Annotated in this window: 17 protein-coding genes, 4 pseudogenes and 2 riboswitches; of the genes and pseudogenes, 9 read left to right on the forward strand and 12 right to left on the reverse strand. The window is 65.2% G+C overall.

Going from position 1 to position 25557, the window contains the following annotated elements; all coding sequences use genetic code 11:
* Positions 1–6: 6 nt before the first annotated feature.
* A pseudogene (locus VDP79_RS03530) lies at positions 7–652 on the reverse strand (VTT domain-containing protein).
* Positions 653–797: 145 nt separating this feature from the next.
* Between VDP79_RS03530 and mutL the strand changes: the two are divergent.
* From mutL to miaA, 4 genes are all read left to right on the forward strand, one after another.
* Positions 798–2711, forward strand: coding sequence for a DNA mismatch repair endonuclease MutL (gene mutL / locus VDP79_RS03535; protein ID WP_323016843.1), 1914 nt, complete (start codon positions 798–800; stop codon positions 2709–2711).
* Positions 2712–2785: 74 nt separating this feature from the next.
* Complete coding sequence (locus tag VDP79_RS03540) at positions 2786–3070, forward strand: hypothetical protein (protein ID WP_323016844.1); 285 nt, start codon at positions 2786–2788, stop codon at positions 3068–3070.
* Positions 3058–3354 carry a type II toxin-antitoxin system RelE/ParE family toxin gene (locus tag VDP79_RS03545; protein WP_323016845.1) on the forward strand — a complete coding sequence of 99 codons (297 nt, stop codon included), beginning with the start codon at positions 3058–3060 and terminating at the stop codon, positions 3352–3354. The genes VDP79_RS03540 and VDP79_RS03545 overlap by 13 nt, the downstream gene beginning before the upstream one ends.
* A 50-nt stretch (positions 3355–3404) precedes the next feature.
* Positions 3405–4352 carry a tRNA (adenosine(37)-N6)-dimethylallyltransferase MiaA gene (gene miaA, locus VDP79_RS03550; RefSeq protein WP_323016846.1) on the forward strand — a complete coding sequence of 316 codons (948 nt, stop codon included), beginning with the start codon at positions 3405–3407 and terminating at the stop codon, positions 4350–4352.
* Between the two features lie 62 nt (positions 4353–4414).
* On the opposite strand, the pseudogene purM reads toward miaA, so the two are convergent.
* A pseudogene (gene purM, locus VDP79_RS03555) lies at positions 4415–5465 on the reverse strand (phosphoribosylformylglycinamidine cyclo-ligase).
* Positions 5466–5548: 83 nt separating this feature from the next.
* Here purM and hda point away from each other — a divergent pair.
* From hda to VDP79_RS03580, 5 genes and pseudogenes are all read left to right on the forward strand, one after another.
* Positions 5549–6295 carry a DnaA regulatory inactivator Hda gene (gene hda / locus VDP79_RS03560; RefSeq protein WP_323016847.1) on the forward strand — a complete coding sequence of 249 codons (747 nt, stop codon included), beginning with the start codon at positions 5549–5551 and terminating at the stop codon, positions 6293–6295.
* 48 nt (positions 6296–6343) lie between these two features.
* Positions 6344–7048 (forward strand): HAD family hydrolase, encoded by a 705-nt coding sequence (locus VDP79_RS03565; protein ID WP_323016848.1) that lies wholly within the window; start codon positions 6344–6346, stop codon positions 7046–7048.
* 10 nt (positions 7049–7058) lie between these two features.
* Positions 7059–8432 (forward strand): polynucleotide adenylyltransferase PcnB, encoded by a 1374-nt coding sequence (gene pcnB, locus VDP79_RS03570; RefSeq protein ID WP_323016849.1) that lies wholly within the window; start codon positions 7059–7061, stop codon positions 8430–8432.
* Between the two features lie 3 nt (positions 8433–8435).
* Positions 8436–8942, forward strand: a pseudogene (gene folK, locus VDP79_RS03575) (2-amino-4-hydroxy-6-hydroxymethyldihydropteridine diphosphokinase); the annotation flags it as partial.
* A 33-nt stretch (positions 8943–8975) separates the two neighbouring features.
* Positions 8976–9470, forward strand: a complete 495-nt coding sequence (locus VDP79_RS03580) for a dihydrofolate reductase (RefSeq protein WP_323017009.1) — start codon at positions 8976–8978, stop codon at positions 9468–9470.
* A 6-nt stretch (positions 9471–9476) separates the two neighbouring features.
* Here the strand turns inward: VDP79_RS03580 and VDP79_RS03585 are convergent, their stop codons facing one another.
* From VDP79_RS03585 to VDP79_RS03630, 10 genes and pseudogenes are all read right to left on the reverse strand, one after another.
* Positions 9477–9692 (reverse strand): 4-oxalocrotonate tautomerase family protein, encoded by a 216-nt coding sequence (locus VDP79_RS03585; RefSeq protein ID WP_323016850.1) that lies wholly within the window; start codon positions 9690–9692, stop codon positions 9477–9479.
* Positions 9693–9815: 123 nt separating this feature from the next.
* Positions 9816–12698, reverse strand: a complete 2883-nt coding sequence (gene gcvP / locus VDP79_RS03590; RefSeq protein WP_323016851.1) for an aminomethyl-transferring glycine dehydrogenase — start codon at positions 12696–12698, stop codon at positions 9816–9818.
* Positions 12699–12708: 10 nt separating this feature from the next.
* Complete coding sequence (gene gcvH / locus VDP79_RS03595) at positions 12709–13080, reverse strand: glycine cleavage system protein GcvH (RefSeq protein WP_323016852.1); 372 nt, start codon at positions 13078–13080, stop codon at positions 12709–12711.
* A 51-nt stretch (positions 13081–13131) separates the two neighbouring features.
* Positions 13132–14214, reverse strand: coding sequence for a glycine cleavage system aminomethyltransferase GcvT (gene gcvT / locus VDP79_RS03600; RefSeq protein WP_323016853.1), 1083 nt, complete (start codon positions 14212–14214; stop codon positions 13132–13134).
* Between the two features lie 38 nt (positions 14215–14252).
* A riboswitch (glycine riboswitch) is annotated at positions 14253–14358 on the reverse strand.
* Positions 14359–14370: 12 nt separating this feature from the next.
* A riboswitch (glycine riboswitch) is annotated at positions 14371–14467 on the reverse strand.
* Between the two features lie 124 nt (positions 14468–14591).
* Positions 14592–15815 (reverse strand): CoA transferase, encoded by a 1224-nt coding sequence (locus tag VDP79_RS03605; protein ID WP_323016854.1) that lies wholly within the window; start codon positions 15813–15815, stop codon positions 14592–14594.
* A 68-nt stretch (positions 15816–15883) separates the two neighbouring features.
* Positions 15884–17194: an aminoacetone oxidase family FAD-binding enzyme gene (locus VDP79_RS03610; RefSeq protein WP_323016855.1), complete on the reverse strand. Its 1311-nt coding sequence runs from the start codon at positions 17192–17194 to the stop codon at positions 15884–15886.
* Positions 17191–19450: pseudogene (locus VDP79_RS03615) on the reverse strand (Orn/Lys/Arg decarboxylase N-terminal domain-containing protein). The gene VDP79_RS03610 and the pseudogene VDP79_RS03615 overlap by 4 nt, the downstream one beginning before the upstream one ends.
* A gap of 80 nt (positions 19451–19530) precedes the next feature.
* A complete protein-coding gene (gene dcd / locus VDP79_RS03620) occupies positions 19531–20094 on the reverse strand; it encodes a dCTP deaminase (protein WP_323016856.1) in 564 nt (187 codons plus the stop codon).
* 76 nt (positions 20095–20170) lie between these two features.
* Positions 20171–23713, reverse strand: a complete 3543-nt coding sequence (locus VDP79_RS03625; RefSeq protein WP_323016857.1) for a translocation/assembly module TamB domain-containing protein — start codon at positions 23711–23713, stop codon at positions 20171–20173.
* Positions 23710–25557: an autotransporter assembly complex protein TamA gene (locus VDP79_RS03630; protein WP_323016858.1), complete on the reverse strand. Its 1848-nt coding sequence runs from the start codon at positions 25555–25557 to the stop codon at positions 23710–23712. Before VDP79_RS03630 ends, VDP79_RS03625 begins: the two co-directional genes overlap by 4 nt.

Below are 25557 nucleotides of genomic sequence, written 5' to 3' on the forward strand. Positions count from 1 at the left end.
TTCAGATCAGGCGTCGCCGGATGCCTTGCGGCGCAGCAGCTTCCACAAAACGCCGGCCAGCGCCGGCACGGCGGCGGCGGCGATGCCGATCAGGACGATGGTGTTCAGGTGTTCCCGCACGATAGGGACGTTGCCGAAAAAATAACCCAGCGTGATCAGGCCGGCGATCCAGACGACGGCGCCGATGATGTTGTATAGCTGAAACATGAACAGGCGCATGCCGGCCACCCCGGCCACGAACGGCGCAAAGGTGCGAAACAACGGTAGAAAGCGCGACAGGATGATGGTTTTGCCGCCATGCTTTTCATAAAAGGCATGGGTTTTCAGCAAGGCCTTGCGATCCAGAAAGCGATAGTCGCGTGAAAAGACCTTGGGGCCGATGTAACGGCCTACAGAATAATTGACCGTATTGCCCAAGATAGCTGCCGCGATCAGAATGCCCCCCATCAGCACCGGGTCTAACTGGCCGGTGGCGCCAAAGGCCCCGGCGATGAACAGCAGCGAATCCCCCGGCAGAAAAGGGCAACACGATCAGCCCGGTCTCGCCGAAAATGATCAGGGCCAGGATCAGATAGATCCAGGCGCCATACTGTGCGACCCAGATACCCAGAGACTGGTCAATGTTCAGCACCAGATGAAAAAACTCAGCCATGACTGCTTTAAACCTCGTTGAAATGGATGCAACAGCGCGCATCGTGCGTGCGTAACGCTCGAGGCCCTGCAAAGCACCCGCCAGCCCCTGGGCCGCGCAGTCCGCTTTGCCCGATGACGAGCAGACGCTCACTATAATCGTTTTTATGACGCGACCCATCTCTGCCCTGCCCGATATTCTGATCAACCAGATCGCCGCCGGCGAGGTCATCGAGCGCCCCGCCTCGGTGCTGAAAGAACTGCTGGAAAACGCGCTGGACGCAGGCAGCCGGGCTATCGAGGTCCGCCTGGATGGCGGCGGGATCCGGCGCATTCTGGTGGCCGACGACGGACACGGCATTCCGCGCGAACAATTACAGCTGGCGCTGCAGCAACACGCCACCAGCAAGATCACATCCCTGGACGAACTCGAATCCGTCGCCACGATGGGGTTTCGCGGCGAAGCGCTGGCTTCGATCGCCTCGGTGGCCCAGTTGACGCTCAGTTCGCGCACAGCGGATGCGGATCAGGCCTGGCAGATCGGCCCCGGACAGCCGGAACCCTCGCCCGCCGCCGGGCAGACCGGCACCCGCGTGGACGTGCGCCAACTGTTCGACCACATCCCCGCCCGACGCAAATTCCTGCGTTCCGAAGCCACGGAATACGGCCACTGCCTGGATGCCATCGAACGCATCGCGCTGGCCAACCCCGACGTCGCCTTGCGCGTGTTCCACAATGACAAACCACAGCGAAACTGGCCTGCCTCCGACATCCACAGCCGCATCCGCGACGTGCTGGGGGCCGAATTCCAGGCCCAGAGCCTGCCGGTCTCGGCGGAACAGGGCCTGATCACCCTGGAAGGCTGCATCACCCGCCCGACGTTCGCCCGCAACCGGGCCGACCGGCAGTATCTGTACGTCAATGGCCGCTTTGTGCGCGACCGGACGGTGTCGCATGCCATCCGCCAGGCTTATGCCGACGTGCTGCATGGCGACCGCCAGCCCGCCTATGTGCTGTTTCTGGGGCTGGACCCGAGCGGGGTGGACGTGAACGTGCACCCCGCCAAAAGCGAGGTGCGTTTCCGCGACAGCGGGGCCATTCATCGCTATGTGGCGCAATCGCTGGGGCAAGCCCTGGCGCAGCGAGGCGGAGCGGCGGGCGAATCCGCCGACACGCCGCCGGCCCCCAGCAGCGGCGATGCTGCCCCCCCCCCCCCCCCCCCCCTCCCCCCCGGGGGCCCCCTGCCGGATGGCGGCGCGCCTTCCCAGGGACGCAGCCCCGGTCGCTATCCGGGGCAGATCCCTGTGCAGCAGCGCTTTGCGCTGCAGGATTCCAGGCCGGCCCAGGATTGGCGCACTCTGTACCAGCCGCTGGATGGCGCAAACACCCGACCGGCGCCGTCGCCCGGCAGCGCATCAGCGGAAGCATTCCCTCGCGCAGGGACCGCACCCGCCGGCACCGGGGCGCGGCCCCAAGACGCACACCCCGGTGCCGGCGATCTGCCGCTGGGTCTGGCCCTGGGCCAACTGCACGGCATCTATATCCTGGCGCAGAATGCGCGCGGCCTGATTCTGGTGGACATGCACGCCGCCCACGAAAGAGTGGTGTACGAAAGACTGAAAGGCGCGCTGGACGAAGCCCCTCTGCCCGCGCAGGATCTGCTGGTGCCGGTGGTGTTCACCGCCACCGAAACCCAGGTCGCCATCGCCCAGGACCATCAGGACACGCTGGACGCCCTGGGGCTGCGCATCCGCGCCACCGGCCCCGCCTCGCTGGCTGTGCGGGCCGTACCCGCCCTGCTGGCCCAGGGCGACATCGAAGCCCTGGCGCGCGGTGTGCTGGCCGATGTAGAACGATTCGGCCAGTCGGCCCGTCTGACCGAACAGCGCAACGAGCTGCTGTCCACCATGGCCTGCCACGGCGCGATCCGCGCCAATCGCCGCCTGACGCTGGACGAAATGAACGCCCTGCTGCGCCAGATGGAACGCACCGAGCGCGCCGACCAATGCAATCATGGCCGCCCGACCTGGTTTCAATGGAGTCTGAACGACCTAGACAAGCTGTTCATGCGGGGCCAGTGAACAGAAAAACCCCACATCTCTCGCCCCATCGGTGTTACTCTGGTAGCACCGATGCATTCAAGCGCACCGCTGCCATGACCACGACTTCGCTCAAATTATCCGATACGCTCAAAGCTCGCGCCATCCATGCCGCTCAAGGACTGGGCATGACGCCGCATGCCTTTATGGTGTCCGCCATCGAACAGGCCGCCATCTCGACCGAACAGCGGGCGGATTTCCTAGCGCAGGCCCAAGCGGCCCGCCGGCAGGCGCTGGATACGGGCTTAGGCTATACGGCTGACGAAGTCCATGCCTACCTGCGCGCACGTGCTGCAGGCACGCCCGCTACGCCCCCTCAGGCTCGCCCGTGGCGGCCCTGATCTATACCGATCAGGCCATTCTGGATCTGGAACGCTTGACGGATTTTTTACTGGAAAACGATCCTCAGGCTGCCAGCGATACGACTGAATTGATCATCGAAGCGGTTTCGATCCTGCAGCGCCATCCGCTGATAGGCCGCACCGTCGAAGATCCCTGCCGGGAACTCGTCATTTCCAGAGGAAAAACCGGCTATGTCGCGCTATACAGCTACGAATACCCCGCCGATGTCATCCTGGTCCTGAGTATCCGCCATCAGCGCGAAGCGGGCTATCCCGCCTCATGACATCCTGAACGCGGACCGATTTCATCCTCGTTTTGCGCACCCTGTACCCTGTGAATCCAAACGACTCCCCTCTGCTGATCTGCCTGGCCGGGCCGACGGCATCCGGTAAATCGGCGGCATCGCTGGCGCTAGCGCAGCGCTGGCCGATCGAGCTGATCATCATGGATTCGGCCACCATCTACCGGGGCATGGATATCGGCACCGCCAAACCCAGTCTCCAGGAACAGGCGCTGGCGCCCCACCATCTGCTGGACATCCGTGACCCGGCGCAAGCGTATTCGGCTGCGGAATTCGCCCGCGATGCGGCAGTGCTGGCGCAGGACATCCGCCAGCGGGGGCGCATCCCCGTGCTGTGCGGCGGCACCATGCTGTACTACAAGGCGCTGCGCGAAGGGTTGAACGCGCTGCCGGGAGCGGACCCGGAGATCCGCCAGGCCCTGGATGCAGAAGCCAGTGAACGCGGCTGGCCGGCGCTGCATGCGGAATTGGCTCGCGTCGATCCGGCCACCGCCGCCCGGTTGGCCCCCAATGACAGCCAGCGCCTGCAGCGCGCTCTGGAAATCTGGCGCAGCAGCGGACGCGCCATGAGCGACTGGCTGGCCCAGCCCCCGCAGCCCGTGCTGCCGGGATGGCGCTTCCTGACGATCAGCCTGGAGCCGTCCGACCGGTCCGTGCTGCACACCCGCATCGCGCAACGCTATCAGGCCATGATTCACGCCGGCCTGCTGGACGAGGTTCGCGCCCTGTACGCCCGCCCCGATCTGCATCCGGGCCTGCCCTCGATTCGCTGCGTGGGCTACCGGCAGCTCTGGGATTACCTGGACGAGCGGGTTTCCCTGGAACAGGCCATCGAGCAGGCCATCGCCGCCACGCGCCAGCTGGCGAAACGCCAGATCACCTGGCTGCGGTCACTGCCGCAACGCGTCCCTGTGGATTGCCTGTCGGATCAGGCCGTCGCGGAAGTAGCGCAGCATTGCGCCCAGGCGCTGGACGCCTGATCCGGCTGGAGACGCGCCGGAAAACGGCGGTGCAGCTGACGGCTGCCCGCCGGGGCCCCTGACTAATCGACGATGGTCTGGGCGCCGCCGACGGCCTGGGCTTCGATCTGCCCCAACGTATAAACGGTCTCGCCTTGGGCCTGCAGGGTTGCGGTGATGGCGGCTGCCTGATCCGTACCGACCACCAGCACCATGCCGATGCCGCAGTTGAAGACGCGGGCCATTTCCTGGTCCGCCACGCCGCCCTGAGCCTGCAGCCACTGGAACAACGCCGGCCACTGCCAGGCGTCACGGTGCAAACGGGCACACAGGCCATCGCGCAAGATACGCGGCACGTTTTCCAGCAAGCCGCCGCCGGTGATGTGGGCCAGGCCTTTGATCGCCCGCGCGATGGGCCGCCAAAGCGGCCAGCACGGATTTGACGTAGATGCGGGTGGGCTCCATGACCACGTCACCCAGAGGACGACCGCCCAGATCCTGATCGGGCCGAGCGCCGGCATGCTGCAGAATTTTACGCACCAGGGAATACCCGTTGGAGTGCGCCCCGCTGGAGGCCAGTCCCAGTAGGGTGTCGCCAACCTGAATATCGGCGCCATCGATGATGGCGGATTTTTCCACCGCCCCCACGGCAAAGCCGGCCAGATCGTATTCGCCATCGGGGTACATGCCCGGCATTTCGGCGGTTTCGCCGCCGATCAGGGCGCAGCCCGCCAGCTCGCATCCTCTAGCAATGCCGCCGACAACCTGGGCGGCGGTATCGACGGACAATTTGCCACAAGCAAAATAATCCAGGAAATACAAGGGCTCGGCACCCTGCACCAGAATATCGTTGACGCTCATGGCGACCAGATCGATGCCCACGGTGTCGTGACGCTGCCATTCAAAGGCCAGCCGCAATTTAGTGCCCACCCCGTCGGTGCCCGACACCAGCACGGGTTCGCGCAAGTGTTTGGGGATCTCGAACAAGGCCCCGAAGCCGCCGATCCCGGCCATGACGCCAGGTCGCATGGTGCGCGCCGCCAACGGTTTGATGCGGTCAACCAAAGCATCGCCCGCGTCGATGTCGACGCCCGCGTCACGATAGGTCATGGAGGGAGTGGTGCCTGATGTCATGAGAAAAGCCGTCGAATGTGCAAGAATTGCAGGTTTGGACAATATAGTGGCCTGATTTTACGATGAACTCCGGCCCGGTGAGCATGACACAGCAACTGTTACTGGACATCCTGCCCGGCGCGCTGCCCACTTTGGACGGTTTTATGGCGGGCGCCAACCAGGCGGCGATCGATGCGGTGCGCGCCCTGAGCCCTGGTCGCGCCCTGTATTTATGGGGCGGCGCGGGGTCCGGACGCAGCCATCTGCTGCGCGCCCAGGCGCAAGCGCAATCGGGCCACTACCTGGATGCCCGCACCCCGGCTCACTGGCTGCAGGCCCTGGCCACCGACGAAGACCGGGCGCTGACGCTGGTTGCGGTGGACGACGTCAGCGACCTGAACGATGCCGCCCAGGCGGCTTTGTTCGCCCTGTTCAACCGTTGGCGGGCTGCTGCCAGCACGGCGGATGCCTTTGCCCTGCTGACGGCGGGCGACCGGGCGCCCCTGACCATGCCGCTGCGCGAAGACCTGCGCACCCGCCTGGGCTGGGATCTGGTGTACCGTATTGAACAGTTGTCGGATGAAGACCGCGCCCAGGCGTTGCGTGACCGCGCCCAGCAGCGCGGCCTGAATCTGCCCGACGATGTGCTGCACTGGATTCTGATCCACCACGACCGCGACATGGGACGCCTGAGCGCCCTGATCGATACTCTGGACCAATATTCCCTGGCCCGCCACCGCCCCGTCACCCTGCCGCTGCTGAAAGAACTGCTGATGGCCGGGCGTCCGTCGCCACGCCGTCAGCCGGCCCGCCGCCGAATGAATCGACACCGGCGTGTACGCTTACTCTGATTCCGCCCCTCGACCACTTCCGCACATAGTCTGTTGGACGATATTCTCATGCCCGCTCATTCCCATCTTGCCCTGTTCGACCTGGATCACACCCTGCTGCCCTTTGACAGCGACTATCAATGGGCGGAATTCCTGGCCCGGACCGGCCGCGCCGGCGATCCGGAACTGGCCCGCCAACGCAATGACGATCTGATGCGCCGCTACAACGAAGGCACGCTATCGGCCGAAGAAGCCGCCGATTTCATGCTGGGCCTGCTGCGCCTGGGCGAACCGGCGGAACTGGCGCAATGGCACCAGGACTATATGCGCGAGGTCATCGTCCCCGGCCTGCTGCCCGCAGCACACGCCCTGGTGGCCGATCACCAGGCACGCGGCGGGCTGTGCGCCATCGTCACCGCCACCAATTCCTTTGTCACTGCGCCCATCGCCCGGGCGCTGGGCTTCGACCACCTGATCGCCACCATCCCGCAGCGCGATGCCGATGGCCGCTACACCGGGCGCATCGAAGGCACCCCCAGCTTCAAGGCTGGCAAGGTGCTGCGCGTGCGCGACTGGCTGCAATCACAAGGCCTGCAACTGGAAGACTTCACCGAGTCCTGGTTCTATAGCGATTCGCTGAATGATTTGCCGCTGATGGAAGCCGTCACCCACCCTGTCGCCACCAACCCCAGCGCCTCGCTGCGGGAACTGGCCCAGGGCCGGAATTGGCGCATTCTGGACCTATTTGCGGACATGCAGGATACAAAGTCTTAAAATACGCGCCATGCTCAAGCAGACCATCAAAAATTTCGTCTCTCGCCTCCTCGCGCCGCCGCCCAGCGGCCCGGTGCGCCTGTCCCGCGACAAACACGGCATCGACCGGCGGCTGGTGTCACGCCATGCGATCAAGGTCTGCGAGGTCTTGAACCAGCAGGGCTTTGACGCCTACATCGTCGGCGGCGCCGTGCGCGACTTGATTGTCGGCCTGCAGCCCAAGGATTTCGACGTCGCCACCAACGCCACGCCGAACCAGATCCGGCCGCTGTTTCGCCGCGCCCGCATCATCGGCCGGCGTTTTCAGTTGGTGCATGTGGTGTTCGGCCAGGAAATCATCGAAACCTCCACGTTCCGCGCCCCGGCGTCAGGCACGCAGGAAACCGATGAACATGGCCGCATCCTGCGCGACAATGAATTCGGCACGCACGAAGAAGACGCCGTGCGGCGCGACTTCACCATCAACGCGCTGTACTACGACCCGCTGAAAGAAGAAGTGATCGACTTTCACCAGGGCGTGGCCGATCTGAAGAACCGCGTGGTGCGCATGATCGGCGACCCTGAAACCCGTTTTCGCGAAGACCCGGTGCGCATGCTGCGCGCGCTGCGCTTCCAAGCCAAACTGGGCGCCCGCATCGACCCGGCGACCGAAGCCCCGATCACCCAGCTGGCGGCGCTTATCGAACACGTGCCGGCCTCGCGGCTGTTCGACGAAACCCTGAAGTTGCTGACCTGCGGCCATGCCATGGACTGCCTGCGCGAACTGCGCCGGTCCGGCCTGACCAAAAGCCTGATTCCCCTGATCGATCGCATCTTCGAAGAAGACGGCGGCGAGGCCTTTGTGGAAATCGCGCTGTCGCGCACGGATGCCCGCGTGCGGGCCGGCAAGCCCATCAGCCCCAGTTTCCTGTTTGCAGCGCTGCTATGGCGGCTGGTGCAAAAGCGCTGGACTGCCCTGCTGGCCCAGGACGTGCAGCGCAACGAGGCCCTGATCCGCGCCGCCGATTCGGTAATCGACGAGCAGATGCACAAGCTGGCCATCCAGCGGCGTCACCAGGCCGATATGCGCGAGATCTGGCTGATGCAGGCGCGTTTTGAGCGCGCCACGGTGCGCTCCATCTGGCGCATGATGGAGCAGCCCCGTTTCCGGGCCTCCGTAGATTTCCTGCAGCTGCGGGCTGAAGCCCGCGAAGTCGACAGCGTGCTGGCCCAGTGGTGGATGGACTTGGCCGACAGCGGCGACGAGCGCCGCAGCCAGATGATCGATACCTGGCAGGCCGGACACGCTGGCGCGCGACGCCTGGGTTCGGGCACGACACGCAAGCGCCGCCGGCGTCGCAAACCCGGCGCCGGGGCCGAATCCACCGACACCGCAGACGCATAAGCCATGCAGGATCCCGGCCATGCCCCGGACGGGCGCACGGGCGATGTCCTGGCCTACATCGGTCTGGGCGCCAATCTGGGCGATGCCGCCCAGACCGTGCTGGCAGCTGCGCACGCCCTGACCCTAGTCGATGGGGTCAGCCGCCTGCGCCTGTCCCCGCTATACGACACCTCCCCGGTCGGCTGCGCCGGCCCGGATTACGTCAATGCTGTGGCGGGAATTCATACATCGCTCAGCGCATCGGCCTTGCTGGCCGCTCTGCAGGGGATCGAGCAGGCGCATGGACGCGAGCGCCCCTACCGCAACGCCCCGCGCACGCTGGACCTGGATCTGCTGTGGTACGGCGGACAGACGATCACCCAAGCCGACCTGATCGTGCCGCACCCGCGCATGCACGAACGGGCGTTCGTGCTGCAGCCACTGCAGGATCTGGCCCCGGAGCTGATCCTGGCGCAAGGCACGCTGGCCGATCTGTTGACACGCTGCGCAGATCAGGCCATCCGGCCCTTGCCCCGCCCGTCCTTTTTCACCTCGGAAACCGCCATGTCCGCCCTGCCCCCCATTCGTCTGGTCGTCGCCTATACGGACAACCGTGTGATCGGACGCGACGGCGGCATGCCCTGGCATCTGCCGGGTGATCTGGCGCATTTCAAGCGCAGTACGCTGGGCAACCCCATCTTGATGGGCCGCAAGACCTGGCTGTCGCTGGGGCGTCCGCTACCGGGACGGCGCAATCTGGTGCTCAGCCGGGATGCCTCGTTCGCCGCCGCGGGCGCCGAACGCTTTGCCTCGCTGGATGAAGCCCTGGCCGCCTGCCAGGATGCGGAACGCATCTGCGTGATCGGCGGGGAACAGATCTTTCGCCTGGCCCTGCCGCTGGCCGATGAACTGATCGCCACGGAAATCCACGCCCAGATCGAGGGCGACACCTGGTTTCCGGAACTGCCGGCAGGACAGTGGCAGGAAACGGAACGCCTGCCCCAAGCCGCCAGCGACGGCCTGAGCTACGATTTCGTGACCTATCAGCGCCAGCGTTGAATCCGATCAGGCCTTTGCAGCCTTTGCCCGCGCCCGAATGGCGGTGACGGGTTCTCCTGCAATTCCCCAGTTATCGGTATCGACTTCTTCGATCACCACGAACGTGGTCTTGGGGTTCTTGCCCAATACATCCACCAACAGCTGAGTGGCCCCCTGCATCAGGCGGGCCTTTTGTTCGGCGGTGACCCCTTCGCGGGTGATCTTGATGTTCACGTATGGCATGCTTTGTCTTCCCGGATCTGTCTTTTTTGAACGGCCCTGCAGGCCGCAGATGTAAAAAGGCCCCACCGGATGGGTGGGGCCACGGTCAGAGCCTATTCTAGGCCCATTCGACACCGATGCGCATCAGGCGACGGTCTGCGCCTCCGAGGCATAGGCTTCGATCGGCGGGCAGGCGCAGCTGAGATTCCGATCCCCCCAGGCATTGTCCACCCGCGAGACCGGCGGCCAGTATTTACGGGCTGCCATGCCAGGCAGCGGATAGGCCGCCTGTTCGCGCGTGTACGGATGGGTCCAGTCCTGCACCAGCAACACAGACGCCGGGTGCGGGGCATTGACCAGCACGTTGTCTTCCAGCGGCTGTTCACCGCGTTCGACGGTCGCGATTTCCTGGCGGATGGCGATCATCGCATCGATGAAACGATCCAGTTCTTCCACCCCTTCGGATTCAGTCGGCTCGACCATCAGGGTGCCGGCCACCGGGAAGCTCATGGTGGGGGCATGGAAACCGTAATCCATCAGGCGCTTGGCGATGTCTTCGGCGCCGATGCCGCTGGCGTCCTTGATCGGGCGGATATCCAGAATGCATTCATGCGCCACCCGACCGTTCGCACCGGCATACAGGATGGGATAGTGCGGAGCCAGGCGGGACGCCAGGTAGTTGGCGTTCAGGATGGCGACCTGGGTGGCGCGGCGCAGGCCAGCCGCCCCCATCATCATGACGTACATGGTGGAAATCGGCAGAATGCTGGCCGAACCGAAAGGCGCCGCCGACACCGGGCCGGACTGCCCTGCCGGCAGACGACCGTCTTCGCCCACGACGCCCGGCAGGTACGGCGCCAGATGCGCGCGCACCGCCACCGGCCCGACACCGGGGCCGCCGCCGCCATGCGGAATGCAGAAGGTCTTGTGCAGGTTCAGGTGGGAGACGTCCGAACCGAACCGGCCCGGACGCGCCACGCCGACCATGGCATTCATGTTGGCGCCATCCAGATAGACCTGGCCGCCGGCTTCGTGGATCAGGTCGCAGATCTCGGTGACCGTGGTTTCGAACACGCCATGGGTGGACGGATATGTGATCATCAAGGCAGCCAGGTGATCGCCCGTCTGGGCGATCTTGGCGCGCAGGTCATCCATGTCGATGTTGCCGTTGTCGTCGGACGCCACCACCACCACATCCATGCCGGCCAGGTGGGCCGAGGCGGGATTGGTGCCGTGCGCCGAGGCCGGGATCAGGCAGACATTGCGCTGATGATCGCCGTTGGCCTGATGGTAGCCGCGAATCGCCAGCAGACCGGCGTATTCGCCCTGAGCGCCGGAATTGGGCTGCAGGCTGACGCGGTCATAGCCGGTGATCTCGCACAGGGCCGCAGACAGGCGCTCGATCATGTCCTGGTAGCCCTGGGCCTGACCGGCCGGAGCAAAGGGGTGCATGTGCGCGAATTCGGGCCAGGTGACGGGAATCATTTCCGCCGTGGCATTGAGCTTCATGGTGCAGGAGCCCAGCGGAATCATGGTGCGGTCCAGGGCCAGGTCCTTGTCCGCCAAGGCGCGCAGATAGCGCAGCATGTCGGTTTCGGACTTCACCTGGGAAAACGCCGGGTGCGCCAGAATCGGCCCCTGGCGACGCAGGGCGGCCGGAATCGCGTCGCCGGCAGCGGCGAAATCAGGCGCCACACGCGTCGCCCCGGCGCCAGCAGCCAGCACGCCCAGCAGGATTTCGATATCGCCCTGGCCAACGGTCTCGTCCAGCGACAGGGCGACGCAGCCCGCGTCGACCCGGCGCAGATTGATGCCGCCATCCACAGCAGCATCCAGCACGGCCTGGGTCCGGTCGCCGGTCTTCAGGCACAGCGTATCGAACCAGCTGTCATTGCAGACGGTGATGCCCATGCCGCGCAACGCCGTCGCCAGCTGCGTGGTGTGCGTCGCCACCCGCTGCGCGATGCGGCGGATGCCGTCCGGGCCATGCCAGACTGCGTACATGGAGGCCATCACGGCCAACAGCACCTGCGCCGTGCAGATGTTGGACGTCGCCTTTTCGCGGCGGATGTGCTGTTCGCGGGTCTGCAGGGCCAGACGCAGGGCGGGCTGGCCCTGGGCGTCTTGCGACACGCCGACCAGACGGCCGGGCAGATTGCGCTTGTAGGCGTCCTTGCAGGCCATGAAGCCCGCGTGCGGACCGCCGTAGCCCATCGGCACGCCAAAGCGCTGGGCCGAGCCCACGGCGATATCCGCGCCCCATTCACCCGGCGGCGCCAGCAAGGCCAGCGCCAGCAGATCGGTGGCCACGGCCACGATGGCGCCGGCGTCATGCGCCTGCTGCGTCAGGGCGCGGTAATCGGCCACGCCGCCCAGGCTATGCGGATACTGCAACAGCACGCCGAAGCATTCCGGCAGACCATCGGCCTCGTCACCCACCACCACGTCAATGCCGATACCGGCAGCGCGGGTACGCACGACCTCGAGGGTTTGCGCGTGCACGTGCCGGGACACGAAGAACTGACTGGACTTGGCCCGCGACACGCGACGGGCCAGCGTCATGGCCTCGGCGGCGGCCGTGGCCTCGTCCAGCAGGGATGAGTTGGCGATATCCAGGCCGGTCAGGTCCGTGACCATGGTCTGGTAGATCAGCAGAGCTTCCAGGCGCCCCTGGGAAATTTCCGGCTGATACGGGGTATAAGCCGTGTACCAGGCGGGATTTTCCAGGATGTTGCGCAGGATGACGTGCGGCACATAGGTGCCGTAATAGCCCTGCCCGATGTAGCTGCGCAGGACCTGATTGCGCGACGCAATCGTCTTCAGGTCGGCCAAGGCCTCGACCTCGCCCAGCGGGCCGGGCAGATCCAGGTAAGGCGATTCGGACAGAATGTTTTCCGGCACGACTTCACGGATCAGGGCATCCAGGCTGGACGCCCCGATGGCCGCCAGCATGGCCTGCTGATCGGTCTCGGACGGCCCGATATGGCGGGCGATGAATTCGGAATGCGTGGCGGGGTCGCGCAGCATGGAATACTCCTTAAGCCTGGGCCTGATAGGCGGCGGCATCCAGCAGGGCATCGACGTCGGCGGCATTGTCCGGGCGGATCTTGAAGATCCACTGATCGTAGGCCGCTTCGTTGATCAGGGCCGGCTGATCGTTCAGGGCTTCGTTGAAAGCAACGATCTCGCCTGCCACCGGGGCGTAGATGTCGGACGCGGCCTTGACGGACTCGACCACGGCGGCGGTGTCGCCGGCTGCCAGCTGCGCGCCGACCTGCACGTCGCCGACAAAGACCAGATCGCCCAATTGGTCCTGGGCATCGTCGGTAATACCGACCAGAAAGCAGTCGCCGTCAGCCTTGACCCACTCGTGGGAGGCCGTGTATTTGCGGTCGTTGGGAATGGACATGGTGTACCCCGTCTATGGTGTGTTGGTGTGAAATGAAAGTGTCGGGCTGGATCAGACCAGCGCCTTGCCGTTGCGCACAAAAGGCGGGCGCACGATTTCGGCGGGCAGCCATTTGCCGCGGATTTCGACCTCGACGCGATCGCCGGGCGCAGTACCCACGGGCACTCGGGCCAAGCCGATCGAAAAGCCCAGTGTGGGAGCCATGGTGCCGCTGGTGAGTTCGCCTTCGCCCTGCGCCGTGCGGACCTTCATGTGGCCGCGCATGATGCCGCGTTCCAGCAGCTTCAGGCCGACCAGTTCGCGGGCTTTCGAGGCGGATTCCAGGGCCGCGCGGCCGATGAAGTCGCGCGTCTCGTCCTTGAGGGACACAGTCCAGGCCAGACCGGATTCCAGGGGGTGGACGGTTTCGTCCATGTCCTGACCGTACAGATTCATGCCCGCTTCCAGGCGCAGCGTATCGCGTGCGCCCAGGCCGCAGGGATGGACGCCGGCAGCAGCCAATGCATCCCAGAAGGCCTTGACGGCGGTGGCGGGCAACACGATTTCAAAACCGTCCTCGCCGGTGTAGCCGGTGCGGGCGATCAAGGTGTTTTCATCCACCATCGTGCCGTTGAACGGCTTGAGTTCCTGGGTAGCGGCCTTCCATTCGGGATGGATGGACCAGACGGTGTCGCGGGCCTTGGGGCCTTGCACAGCCACCATGGCCAGGTCCCGCCGAGGGGTGATCGTGACGCCGAACGGCTGAGCCTGCTGTTGCATCCAGGCCAGGTCTTTATCAGCCGTACCGGCGTTGACGACGACGCGCCAGCGGTCCGAGGCGAAGAAGTAGACGATCAGGTCGTCGATCACGCCGCCCTCGGGGCGCAACATGCAGGAATACAGGGCCTTGCCGGGCACGCCGGCGATCTTGGCGACGTCGTTGGCCAGCAGGTGGCGCAGGAAGTCGGGGGCGGATGCGCCTGCGACGTCGACGTTCAGCATATGCGACACGTCGAACATGCCGACGCCCTGGCGCACGGCATGGTGCTCTTCCAGTTGGGAACCATAGGCCAGCGGCATGTCCCAGCCACCGAAATCGACGATTTTTGCGCCCAAGGCGACGTGGGTATCAAACAGGGGAGTCTGCGCAGACATGGGAGGGCTCCAAAACATGAGGGCGGCACGGATGCCGGCAGCGCCCTTCTGTCCTTTTGCCTGAGAGTTGCCCCACACAGCGGGGGTTCACCTTCGGCGCCCGCCACCTGGCAAACAGGGGCGGATCTCTCCAGAATGCTGCGATGCGCGTGCGGCATCATGCGAATGGTACAGGGTGCCTGAGCGATTCTGGGCGAATTGCGCCTTCGGCGGCCGCCCAAATCATGGGGCGACGCTCTCCCACCCGCATCGGGTGACAGCAAGGGCAAAATATACCCCGAAATGCCCTGATTCAACAATCGGTACGCCAGCCGATTCCAAAACAAGCCGGGATCCTCTTCCGCAGGGACTCAGCCCATGCCGGCCGCCGCCGCCGATCAGATATAGCCCTGCTCGCGCCAGCGGGCGCGGGTCTGCGCATCCACGCCCAAACGATCCAGCATCGCATCGGTATGCTGGCCCAGCGCCGGAGCCGGCGTCTGGATACCCCCCGGAGTCGCCGACAGTTTCGGCACGATGCCCGGCACCTTGCAGGGCGTGCCATCGGGCAGCGGCTGATCCAGCACCATGTCGCGCGCCTGATAATGCGGGTCCGCCGCGATATCGGCGATGTCGTAGATGCGCCCGGCAGGAATGCGGGCTGCGTTCAGGATGTCCAGGACTTCGTCCTGGGAACGCTGCGCCGCCCAATCACCGATCGCGGCGTCGATGCGAGCCACCTGCGCCACCCGCCCGGCATTGTGGGCCAGATCGGGATCATCGCCCAGGTCGCTGCGGCCGATGGCCTGCATCAGGCGGCGGAAAATGCTGTCGCCATTACCGGCGATCAGCACGTAGCCTCCCCGGCAGGCATAGGCATTGCTGGGGGCGATGCCGGGCAGGCTGCTGCCGGCAGGCTGGCGGACTTCGCCGAACACCGCGTATTCGGGCAGCAGGCTTTCCATCATGTTGAAGACCGATTCGTACAGCGCGACGTCGATCATCTGCCCTGCGCCCTGCTGGTCGCGCGCGCGCAAGGCCAGCAACACACCGATGACCCCGTGCAGGGCGGACAGCGAATCGCCGATGGACACGCCCACGCGCACCGGGGTGCGGCCAGGCTCGCCGCTTAAATGGCGCAAGCCGCCCATGGCCTCGGCCACGACGCCGAAACCGGGGCGGTCACGGTAAGGCCCGGTCTGCCCGTAACCCGAAACCCGCAACATGATCAGGCGCGGGTTCAGAGCATGCAGATCCTCCCAACCCAGGCCCCAGGATTCCAAGGTGCCGGGCTTGAAGTTTTCGACCACCACGTCACATTCCTGCACCAGCTGACGCACCAACGCCTGGATATCCGGCTGGCGCAGATCCAGGGTGACGGACTGCTTGTTGCGCGATTGCACCTGCCACCAGACGGAGGTGCCTTCATGCAGCAAGCGCCAGTTGCGCAAGGGGTCGCCCTGGCCGGGAGGTTCGATCTTGATGATCTCGGCGCCGAATTCCCCCAGGATCTTCGTCGCAAAGGGACCGGCGATCAACTGGCCCATTTCCAGCACCCGGATGCCATCCAGGGGCTTCGTTCCTGGCAAAAAAGGGGAATGTGCGGCAGCGCTTGTCGTCATGATCGTCCTCGGGTGATGGTCGGGATGATTCTATCCCCACTCGCCCAGCCCTGCGATGCAGCACGCCATCAGGCAGCCGCCAGCGCCCGCCCGCACGCTACGCCCGAGGCCCAGGCCCACTGGAAGTTGTACCCCCCCAGCCAGCCGGTGACGTCCACAGCCTCGCCCACGATATACAGGCCGGGGCAGCGATGCGCCTGCAGGCTGCGTTGATCCAGTTCATCCGTATCCACGCCGCCGCGCATGACTTCGGCTTTTTTATACCCAGCCGTGCCGGTGGGCCAGAGCGTCCAGCCATGGATGCGGTCGGCCAGGGCGCGCAACTGACGGTCTGGCAGATCCGCCAGGCGCTGGCCGCCGTCCTGCGCCAGCCAGGCTTCCGCCAGCCGCCGGGGCCAGATGCCGGACAACGCGCCCAGCAGCGTCTGCCGGCTGCCCGATTTGGCGGCGACCAGGGCATCGCCCATCCTCCGGCCAGGGGCCAGATCGATGCGGATCGGATCGCCCGGCTGCCAGTAGCTGGAAATCTGCAGGATGCCGGGGCCCGACAGGCCGCGGTGCGTGAACAGCAGGTCTTCAAGAAATTCGGCGCGCACGGCGCGGCGGCGCTGGTGGCGACCGGTACGCGGCGGGCGGGCAGGCGAGCCTGCCTCCGCAGGGATCGCGGGGGAAGACGCACCTTCGGCCGGACGCTGCGCTGCAGCGCCGTCATCGGACGGCTCATGCGACAGGCAGACTTCCAGCGCCACCCCCGACAGGGCCGCATAGGGCTGCCAATGGGCGGTATCGAAGCTCAGCGGCACCAGGGCCGGGCGCGGCTCGATGATGCGCAGCCCGAACTGGCGGGCGATACGCAGGCTGAAATCCGTCGCACCCAGTTGGGGAATCGCCATGCCGCCGGTTGCCAGCACCAATTGCGCGGCCCGGATCGGCCCGGCATCGGTGGACAGGATGAAGCCATCAGGTTCGCGCGCCACGGACTGCACGCGGCAGGGCATGCGCCAGGCGACGCCGCCCGTCTCGCACTCACGGCGCAGCAGGTCGATGACGGATTCGCTGGAATCATCGCAAAACAACTGCCCGCGGTGCTTTTCATGCCAGGACACGCCATGCGCGCGCAGCAGGTCCAGAAAATCCTGCGGCCCATAGGCCCGCAGCGCCGAACGGCAGAAGTCCGGATTGCGCGACAGGAACTGGGCGGGGCTGGCGCCCAGATTGGTGAAATTGCAGCGCCCGCCTCCGGAAATACGGATTTTTTCAGCCAGCTTTGTGGCATGGTCGATCAGCACCACGCGCAAGCCCCGCTGGCCGGCCACGGCGGCGGCCATCAGGCCGGCCGCTCCCGCCCCGATGACGGCAACGTCAAACGCAGGCTTCACTCGCGGATGCAGTCCACGTAATAGTGGCGTTGGCCGTGATCGTCGGTCTCGTAGGCCAGACCGTGCACGTCGGTTTCAAAGCCCGGAAACTGCTGATTGAATTCCTGTGTGAATTTCAGGTAATCCACGATATCGCGGTTGAAGCGTTCGCCAGGGATCAGCAGGGGAATGCCCGGCGGATACGGGGTCAGCAGCACGCCGGTGACGCGGCCTTCCAGTTGTTCGACGGGGACGCGTTCGACTTCACGGTGCGCCATGCGTGCATAGGCGTCAGCCGGGCGCATCGCGGGCACCATGTCGCTAAGATACACCCGCGTGGTCAGGCGGGCGAAATCGTAGTGGCGATAGGCCTCGTGGATTTCCTGGCACAGATCCCGCAAGCCCATGCCGTCGTAGCGCTTGTGCGCCCGGCTGAATTCCGGCAGCACACGCCACAGCGGCTGGTTGCGGTCGTAGTCGTCCTTGAACTGCTGCAAAGCGGTCAGCAGCGTATTCCAGCGGCCCTTGGTGATGCCGATGGTGAACAGAATGAAAAAAGAATAGAGGCCGGTTTTTTCAACCACCACACCGTGTTCGACCAGGTAGCGCGACACCAGGGCGGCGGGGATGCCGGTATCGGCAAAGGTGCCCGATATATCCAGGCCCGGCGTGACGACCGTCGCCTTGATCGGGTCCAGCATATTGAAGCCCTCGGCCAGATCGCCGAAGCCGTGCCATTCGTCGCCCGACCCCAAAAGCCAGTCGTCGCGGTTGCCGATGCCCTCGGACACCAGCCGGTTCGGGCCCCAGACCTTGAACCACCAGTCGTTCTTGCCGAATTCGGACTCGACCTTGCGCATGGCGCGGCGGAAATCCAGGGCTTCGCGGATGGATTCTTCCACCAGGGCGGTGCCGCCGGGGGGTTCCATCATGGCCGCCGCCACGTCGCAGGACGCAATGATGGCGTACTGCGGCGAGGTCGACGTGTGCATCAGGAAGGCTTCATTGAAGATGTTGCGATCCAGCTTGCGGGTCTCGGAATCCTGCACCACGATCTGCGAGGCCTGCGACAGCCCCGCCAGCAGCTTGTGCGTGGAGTGCGTGGCGTAGACCATGGTGTCGTGGCTGCGCGGGCGGTTGGGCCCGATGGCGTGCATGTCCTCGTAGAACTCGTGAAAGGCGGCATGCGGCAGCCAGGCTTCGTCGAAATGCAGGGTGTCGATTTCCGCGTTCAGCTTTTCCTTGATCATTTCGACGTTGTAGATCACGCCGTCATAGGTGCTTTGCGTCAGCGACAGGATGCGCGGCCGTTTGTTGGCAGCTTCGCGGGCAAAAGGATTGGCCTCGATTTTCTTGCGGATGTTTTCCGGATCGAATTCTTCCAGGGGAATCGGCCCGATGATGCCCAGGTGATTGCGCGTCGGGCGCAGAAACACAGGGATCGCGCCCGTCATGGTGATGGCGTGCAGAATGGACTTGTGGCAGTTGCGGTCCACCACGACCACATCGCCCGCCGCCACATTGGCGTGCCAGACGATCTTGTTGGACGTGGACGTGCCGTTGGTGACGAAAAAGCAGTGATCCGCATGAAAGATGCGGGCGGCATTGCGTTCGGATTCGGCCACCGGCCCGGTGTGATCCAGCAGCTGGCCCAGCTCATCCACGGCGTTGCAGACGTCGGCGCGCAGCATGTTTTCGCCGAAGAACTGGTGGAACATCTGCCCCACAGGGCTTTTCAGGAACGCCACCCCGCCCGAATGCCCCGGGCAATGCCAGGAATAGGAGCCGTCGGACGCATATTCCAGCAGTTCGCGGAAAAACGGCGGCGCCAGGCTGTCCAGATAGGCGCGCGCCTCGCGGATGATGTGGCGCGCCACGAATTCCGGCGTGTCCTCGAACATGTGGATGAAGCCATGCAGCTCGCGCAGAATGTCGTTGGGAATGTGCTGCGAGGTGCGCGTCTCGCCGTACAGATAGATGGGAATGTCTTCGTTGCGAAAGCGCAGTTCACCGATGAAAGGAACGCAGGTTCTTGATGGCGTTGGCCACGTCTTCGGGGGAATCCTCGTCGAATTCCTCGTCGTCGATCGACAAAATGAAGGCGCTGGCGCGGCTTTGCTGCTGCGCAAAGGAACTGAGGTCGCCATAACTGGTGACGCCCAGAACCTCGACGCCCTCGGCCTCGATAGCCGACGCCAGGGCGCGGATACCGAAGCCAGAGGCATTCTCGGAACGATAGTCTTCGTCGATGATGACGATCGGAAAGCGGAATTTCATGGCAATCACCGTAAGAGCCGCCTGCGCGACCCGACATGCCCCCGTCCTGCCTCGGATCGGGAGCCTTCAGCGTTTGGGAATCAGGTGCGCGGCAGCGTCACCCCGTGTTGCCCCTGGTATTTGCCGCCCCGGTCGGCATACGAGGTTTCACAGACCTCGTCGCTTTCGAAGAACAGCATCTGGGCGCAGCCCTCGCCAGCATAGATCTTGGCCGGCAGGGGCGTGGTATTGGAAAATTCCAGCGTCACGTGGCCTTCCCATTCGGGTTCCAGCGGCGTGACGTTGACGATGATGCCGCAGCGGGCGTAGGTGCTTTTGCCCAGGCAGACGGTCAGCACGGTGCGCGGAATGCGAAAATATTCGACGGTGCGCGCCAGAGCGAAGGAATTGGGCGGAATGATGCAGACGTCGCCCTCGAAGTCCACGAAAGAGCGCTCATCGAACGCCTTGGGATCGACGATGGACGAGTTGATGTTCGTGAAAATCTTGAATTCACGGGCGCAACGCACGTCGTAGCCATAGCTGCTGGTGCCGTAGCTGACGATCTTCTGGCCATTGGCCACACGCACCTGCCCGGGCTCGAAAGGCTCGATCATCCCGGCCTGCGAGGCGCGGCGGATCCAACGGTCGTTCTTGATGCTCATGGACACCCTCGATTCAATGTTGCCGTATTTTAAGAGAAAACCCCGGTCCGTCGACCCCGATGATCGCAAACAGCGGTCAATCCTTGGAAATCCAGCGGTAAACCAGGGCCAGACCGCTGACCGTGCCCGCCGCCGCCTCGGCCCGCAGGCCCCGCATCAACCGATAGCTCAAGCGGGCGACCGTGCCGGTCTGCGCCAAGGCCTGCTCCAGGCTGATGCTCAGATCCTTGCTGAGCGTCTTGCTGGCCATGACAAAGCGCTGCTCGATGGGGCTGGCCCCGGTATCCAGGCCGCTGACGACGCTTTCCACCGGCAAGACACTGCCGGTGCTGCCCAACTCGCCGGACCGCATGCTGAGCTCATCCAGTCCGAAACGCTTGTAAAAAGGCTCGCCGCCCGACAGAAAAGAGCTGCCCACCGAAAACAGCAGCGACATGTCGCCGCCACCGTCGTCCGGCCCATGCCCCAGCAGCAGCCAGGTAAGTTTTTCGGTTTCGCTGACGTCTGGAATCGACATCAGATCGATGCGCGGCCGCCGCGCCGTCCCGGCCACCCGCACGCCGGCCTGGACGGCGACGTCCGTGCGCAGGGCCTGGATATCCAGCACGGGGTTGCTGATATCACCCTGGAACGTCACGGTCCCCCGGCGCAACTGCAGGTGCTGGCCATAGGCATCGATGGCGCCGCCCCGCGTGCGCAGCGCTCCCAGGGCGGTGAGTTTGCCCTGATTCAGGTGCAGGTTCAGGCTGCCGGTCAAGCCGGAATCCAGGCCATAGCCGGTCAGATAGAAGCGCGGCCCCAGATCGACCGTCAGATCCGCCCGCATGTCCAACGGCGGGCCTTGTGCCGGAGCCGGCGCCTTTTCGCCGGGCTTGAGCACCACCACATCGCCATCCAGGGAAGGGATGTTGTTCAGCATATCCAGATCGAACCAGCCAGCATCGGCCACGATCTTGCCGCTCAGATCGATACGCGGCAGGCTGGCGCGGATCTGCAAATTCCCCGTGATCATGGCGTAGCGATCTGAACGCTGCAAAATGGGGTAGCGGGAAAAAGCGATCTGCACCTGACCGGCTTCTCCGGTCACATCCCACTGCCCTGACAGATCCAGCTGCCCGTTCTGAGCATCGGGATTCTCGGCGACCCAGGTCGCCGTGCGCCATTCCTTGGGGGCGACCCGGCGCACGGCCGGAAAGCGCAGATGATCCAGCAGCAGCTGAGCGCCGTCGAAATGCGCCTGCAAGTCGCCGTTCAGCAGCCGCACCCCCTGATCCACGACCAGCAACTGGATATTTTCGCCACGCAGAGGGCCGCTCAGGGTCCAGCCGCCCCGCGCCAGACTGCGGCCCGAGATGTCCGCATGGAGGGTGCCGCCGACTTCGGCTGCGCCATCCAGCAGCAGGTTCACCCAGGCCAGGTCTTCGGATTCCGCCTGCAGCCGGAAATGCTTTTCATCCTGCGGGTGGATGCTCAGCCCGCCGCCGGGGCTGGCATGCAGCGGCGTATCGGCCTGCACGCGCAGTTTGCCCATGTCACGCGTATCGACCTGCAGATCCAGCGCCACGCGGCTGACCGCCGCCGCCGTCGGACGGATCGACACATCCAGCTTGGCGGTTTCCAGACCCAATTCAATGGGTATGTCGCCCGGCACGATCAGATCCCCGTCGATGCGCGCCAGACGGATATCGCCCTGCAGCGCCCCGGCAAACTTCAGCTGCCAATCCAGCGCCAGCTGCAAACGGCTGCGTCGCGCCTGTTCGGACAACGCGGTCTGCACCCCACCCATTCGGGAACCCGCCTTGCCCAGCCACGCCTGCAGCTGAGTGATGCGTTCCGGGCTCACGATCAGAGGCTCGATCCGGCCCTGAGTTTCCCACTGACCGGTCTGTCCGGACGATCCTTGATGACGCAGCTGCAGCAAGGGCTGGCTGTCCAGCAAGACATCCAGCAGCGCCTGGCCTGCCCGCCAGCGGCCATCCGGATCGACAGCCAGCGTCACGGCCCCCTGGTTACGCAGCTGAGCGCCCGCATGCTGTACCTGCAAAGCCGTCAAGCGGCCCTGCCAGCCCGCTGCGGACGACCAGGCGCCATCCAGCGCCAGCTGCAGGTCCACGGGCGCCTGCCCTGGAATGCCTGCCTGGGCATCGGGCGGCACATACTGTCCTTGCAAGGACAGGCGGTGCTGCTCCAAAGAACCGTCGGCACTCAGCTTCAGGTCTGCTCCGCCCGGCACGCCCGGCCAGACAGCCGCTAAAGCAGGCATCAGCGCCTGCAAGGACAGCTTGGTCTGGCTGGCGGCGACATTGCCATCCAGCCGCACGCGACCAGACCCCAGGGTCAGCGCCACATCCACCCCATCCGCCCGGATGCCCGACACAGCGGGCGGCACGGCGCTTTCCGCGTCCAGCAAAGGCCCGCCATCACTGGCCAGGCGCGCGATGCGGACATGCCCCCCCAGCGGCTGGCCGTTCCAGCGGCTGGCGGGGTCGATCTGCAAGGCCAGCCCCAGATCCTGTACCTGCTGCCCCGCTGTCAACCGCAGCTGCAGCTCGCCATCCAGATCCAGGCGAGCCGGCCCCAGATCGTCGGGCAGCCAGGGCGTCAACACCAAGCCTTGGGCTTTCAGGGCGGCCTTTACAGGCCGCAGACCATCCGCCCCGATCCGGCCGGGCTGCACATTGAAATCCAATTCCGCCTGTCCCGGCAGGCGGAGCGCCACCTGGGTCTGGCCCAGAGGAAACGCCTGCAGGGGAAAGACGTCGGCATCCGCCTGCAGCGTCGCGCCCTCGCCCCGGCCCCGGGCCTGAACATGAACGGCATCCAACGTACCCGCCAGCCGCAGATCCAGATCGATCCGGCAAGGTGGAGTGTTTACCGCAGCCGTGTCCGCAACCGCTGGCGTCGCCCCCTGCAGCAGCTGCTTGAAGCAGACCGGTGACTGCGGGCTGCGATCCTGCGCCGTGCCATGCAGGTTCAATTCAAAAGGCCAGGGGGCGGCCAGGCCGCGCACGGCCAGATTGCCATTGGCCGACAGCAGGGTGGCGCCATGCGCCAGCTGCAGCTGGTCCAGGACGACAGTGGCGGTATGGGCATCCAGGGTCAGCGCCGTCGATACCGACAGCAGCTCCACCGGCAGCCCGGCAGCCCCCATATGCAGGCCCAGCCCCCCCAGCGACAGGCGGTCCACGCGCAGCCCCAAGGGCAGCGCCGGCATCTGGAAAGGTTCCGTGGACGCGGGCGACTGATCGACCGAAGGCCTGACCGTGACATCCACCCGCACCGCCGACAGATCATTGATATGCAGGCGGCGGTCCAGCAATTCAGGCCACAAGGCTTTCAGATGCAGGCCCAGCACCCGGACATCCATATCGGGCAGGGACAGATTCAGGCCTTCGACATACAGGCCCTGGCGGATGGACCCGCGCACACCCTGGATCTGTCCATCGAATTGGGCCACGGCCGTGCGCAGCAGCCAGCGCGTGCCGGCCGGGCTGGCCACGCACCACCAGGCAAACCCCAGGATCAGCACCAGGGCCGTCACCACCGCCGGCAAACCCCATAGCCAGAAGGCCCGCAGGCCGCGCCGGAGCCGATTGCGCCATTGCGTCAGCCGGTTCAAAACGCGATCCCCAGCGAAAACTGCAAGCGCAAGCGGCGATCTTTCTGCGCCCAGGCCAGATCGACATTGAACGGCCCCGCCGGTGTGCGCACCGCCACCCCCGCCCCGTAGCCCAGATGCCAGTCGAACTGGTCAAAGGCGGGCGCGGCATCTCCGGCATCCACGAACACATTGGCGCCCAATATGTCGGTGAAATAATGCGTGTATTCCAGGCTGACGACACCCAACACAGGCGCGCCGATCACGGCATCGCCGCGTTCCAGGCCGATGCTCTGATAGCGATAGCCGCGGATGCTGCGCGACCCCCCGGTACGCCAGGAAAAATCCTGCGGCAAGCGCTGGGTATGCGCCCAGACCTTGCCGATCTCGCCGCGCACCGTCAACACATCCCGATCGCTGAGGGACCACCATTGCTGCGCACGCAAGCTGCTGCGATAGAAAGCCTGCCCATCATCCAGCGTTGTCCCCACCCCCAGGCCGAATTCGATCAGATTGCCTTCGCGCGGATCGTATTTGGCATTGACGTCGCGCCGCAGCCACTGCCAGGTCGCCGCCCAACTGGGCACTTCGTAGCGATAGGCCCCTGAAATCCGGGTCTTGTCGTAGGCCACCAATGCCGCCCAGGCAGTTTCATATTCGACGCGGCTATCGCCGGCAGCCTGCCGCTGCTGGGTGCGCTTCCACCCCATGCCGGTGCGGCTGGTCTCCACCCCTTCGATATCGGAATGGTCGTACAGCACCCCGACACTATCCTTGTAGCCATCCAGGGTGGGCGGCAGGTGCACGTCGAAAAACGCCCGCTGGCGGTTCTTGTCCACCCCGGCCCCGGTCTCGATCCAGACCGGCAGACCATAAACGACATTCTGCCGGTACAGGCCTTCGACCCGCACCCCATGATCACTGTCGGCGCCCAAGGACCCGCTGACATAGCGGGCCGGGGCTTCCGTTACCTGAACGCGCACCGGCAAAGACACGGGGCCATCCCCATCAGGCCGGGCGGCGGACGCCGCCGCGCCGATGCCGGGGTCGGACGGATCGGCCGCCTGATCAGCCGGGGCAGCGCCATCGGCCAGCGTGACGAATGCCCCGCGGAAAAACGTCGTGGACTGCAAAGCCTGCTGCCAGTCTTCCAACTGGGTCTGGTCGTAGGAGTCGCCGGGCTGATACCGGATGTAGCGGTGGATCAGGGATTCGGGCACCCGTTTGAGGCCGATCACCTGCAGCTTGCCCAGGCGGACCGGCGGGCCGCTGTCGACCGTGACATCCAGATCCGCCTGGGCCGCCTGGGGGTCAACGACGGCGCGCGTCGGGTTCAGCCGGGCGAAATAAAAATCGCGCTGCGCCACGGCATCCAGCAGATCGGATTTGGCGGTATGCCAATCGTCGTTGATAAAGGGCATGCCGGGCTTCAACAGCCAGTCGGCCTTCAAGACATCCCGACGGCCTGCGTAAGCCGCGCCCGACAGCCCTCCCTGAAAGGACATCCCCAATTGGCGCACCCGTGTGCGCGTGCCCGGATCGATGGTGATATCCCAGAACTCGCCGCCGTCGGGCGCGCCTTCCGACACATCCAAGGTGACTTTGGCGTCAAAATATCCCTGCGTCTGCAAGGCCGCCTGGGCCGCGTCCCAGGCGCGCCGACGCAGTCGCGAGACTTCGCGGACATCCTGGTCCTCGGCCAGGCGCGTGATGGCGCCGACGGCCTCGGTGATGGCCTGCAGCACCTTAGGGGGCGACCCGCCGGGGTCGATGATGACTTCGGGACGCGCCGCCAGCGCGGGCGGGCTGGTCAGCAGCGCCAGCATCAGGCAGGACAATCCGCGCACCACAAACCACCGGGCCAT

Origin of the sequence: Castellaniella sp. (assembly GCF_034675905.1) — a bacterium.
In the GTDB taxonomy this organism is placed as follows: domain Bacteria; phylum Pseudomonadota; class Gammaproteobacteria; order Burkholderiales; family Burkholderiaceae_B; genus Castellaniella.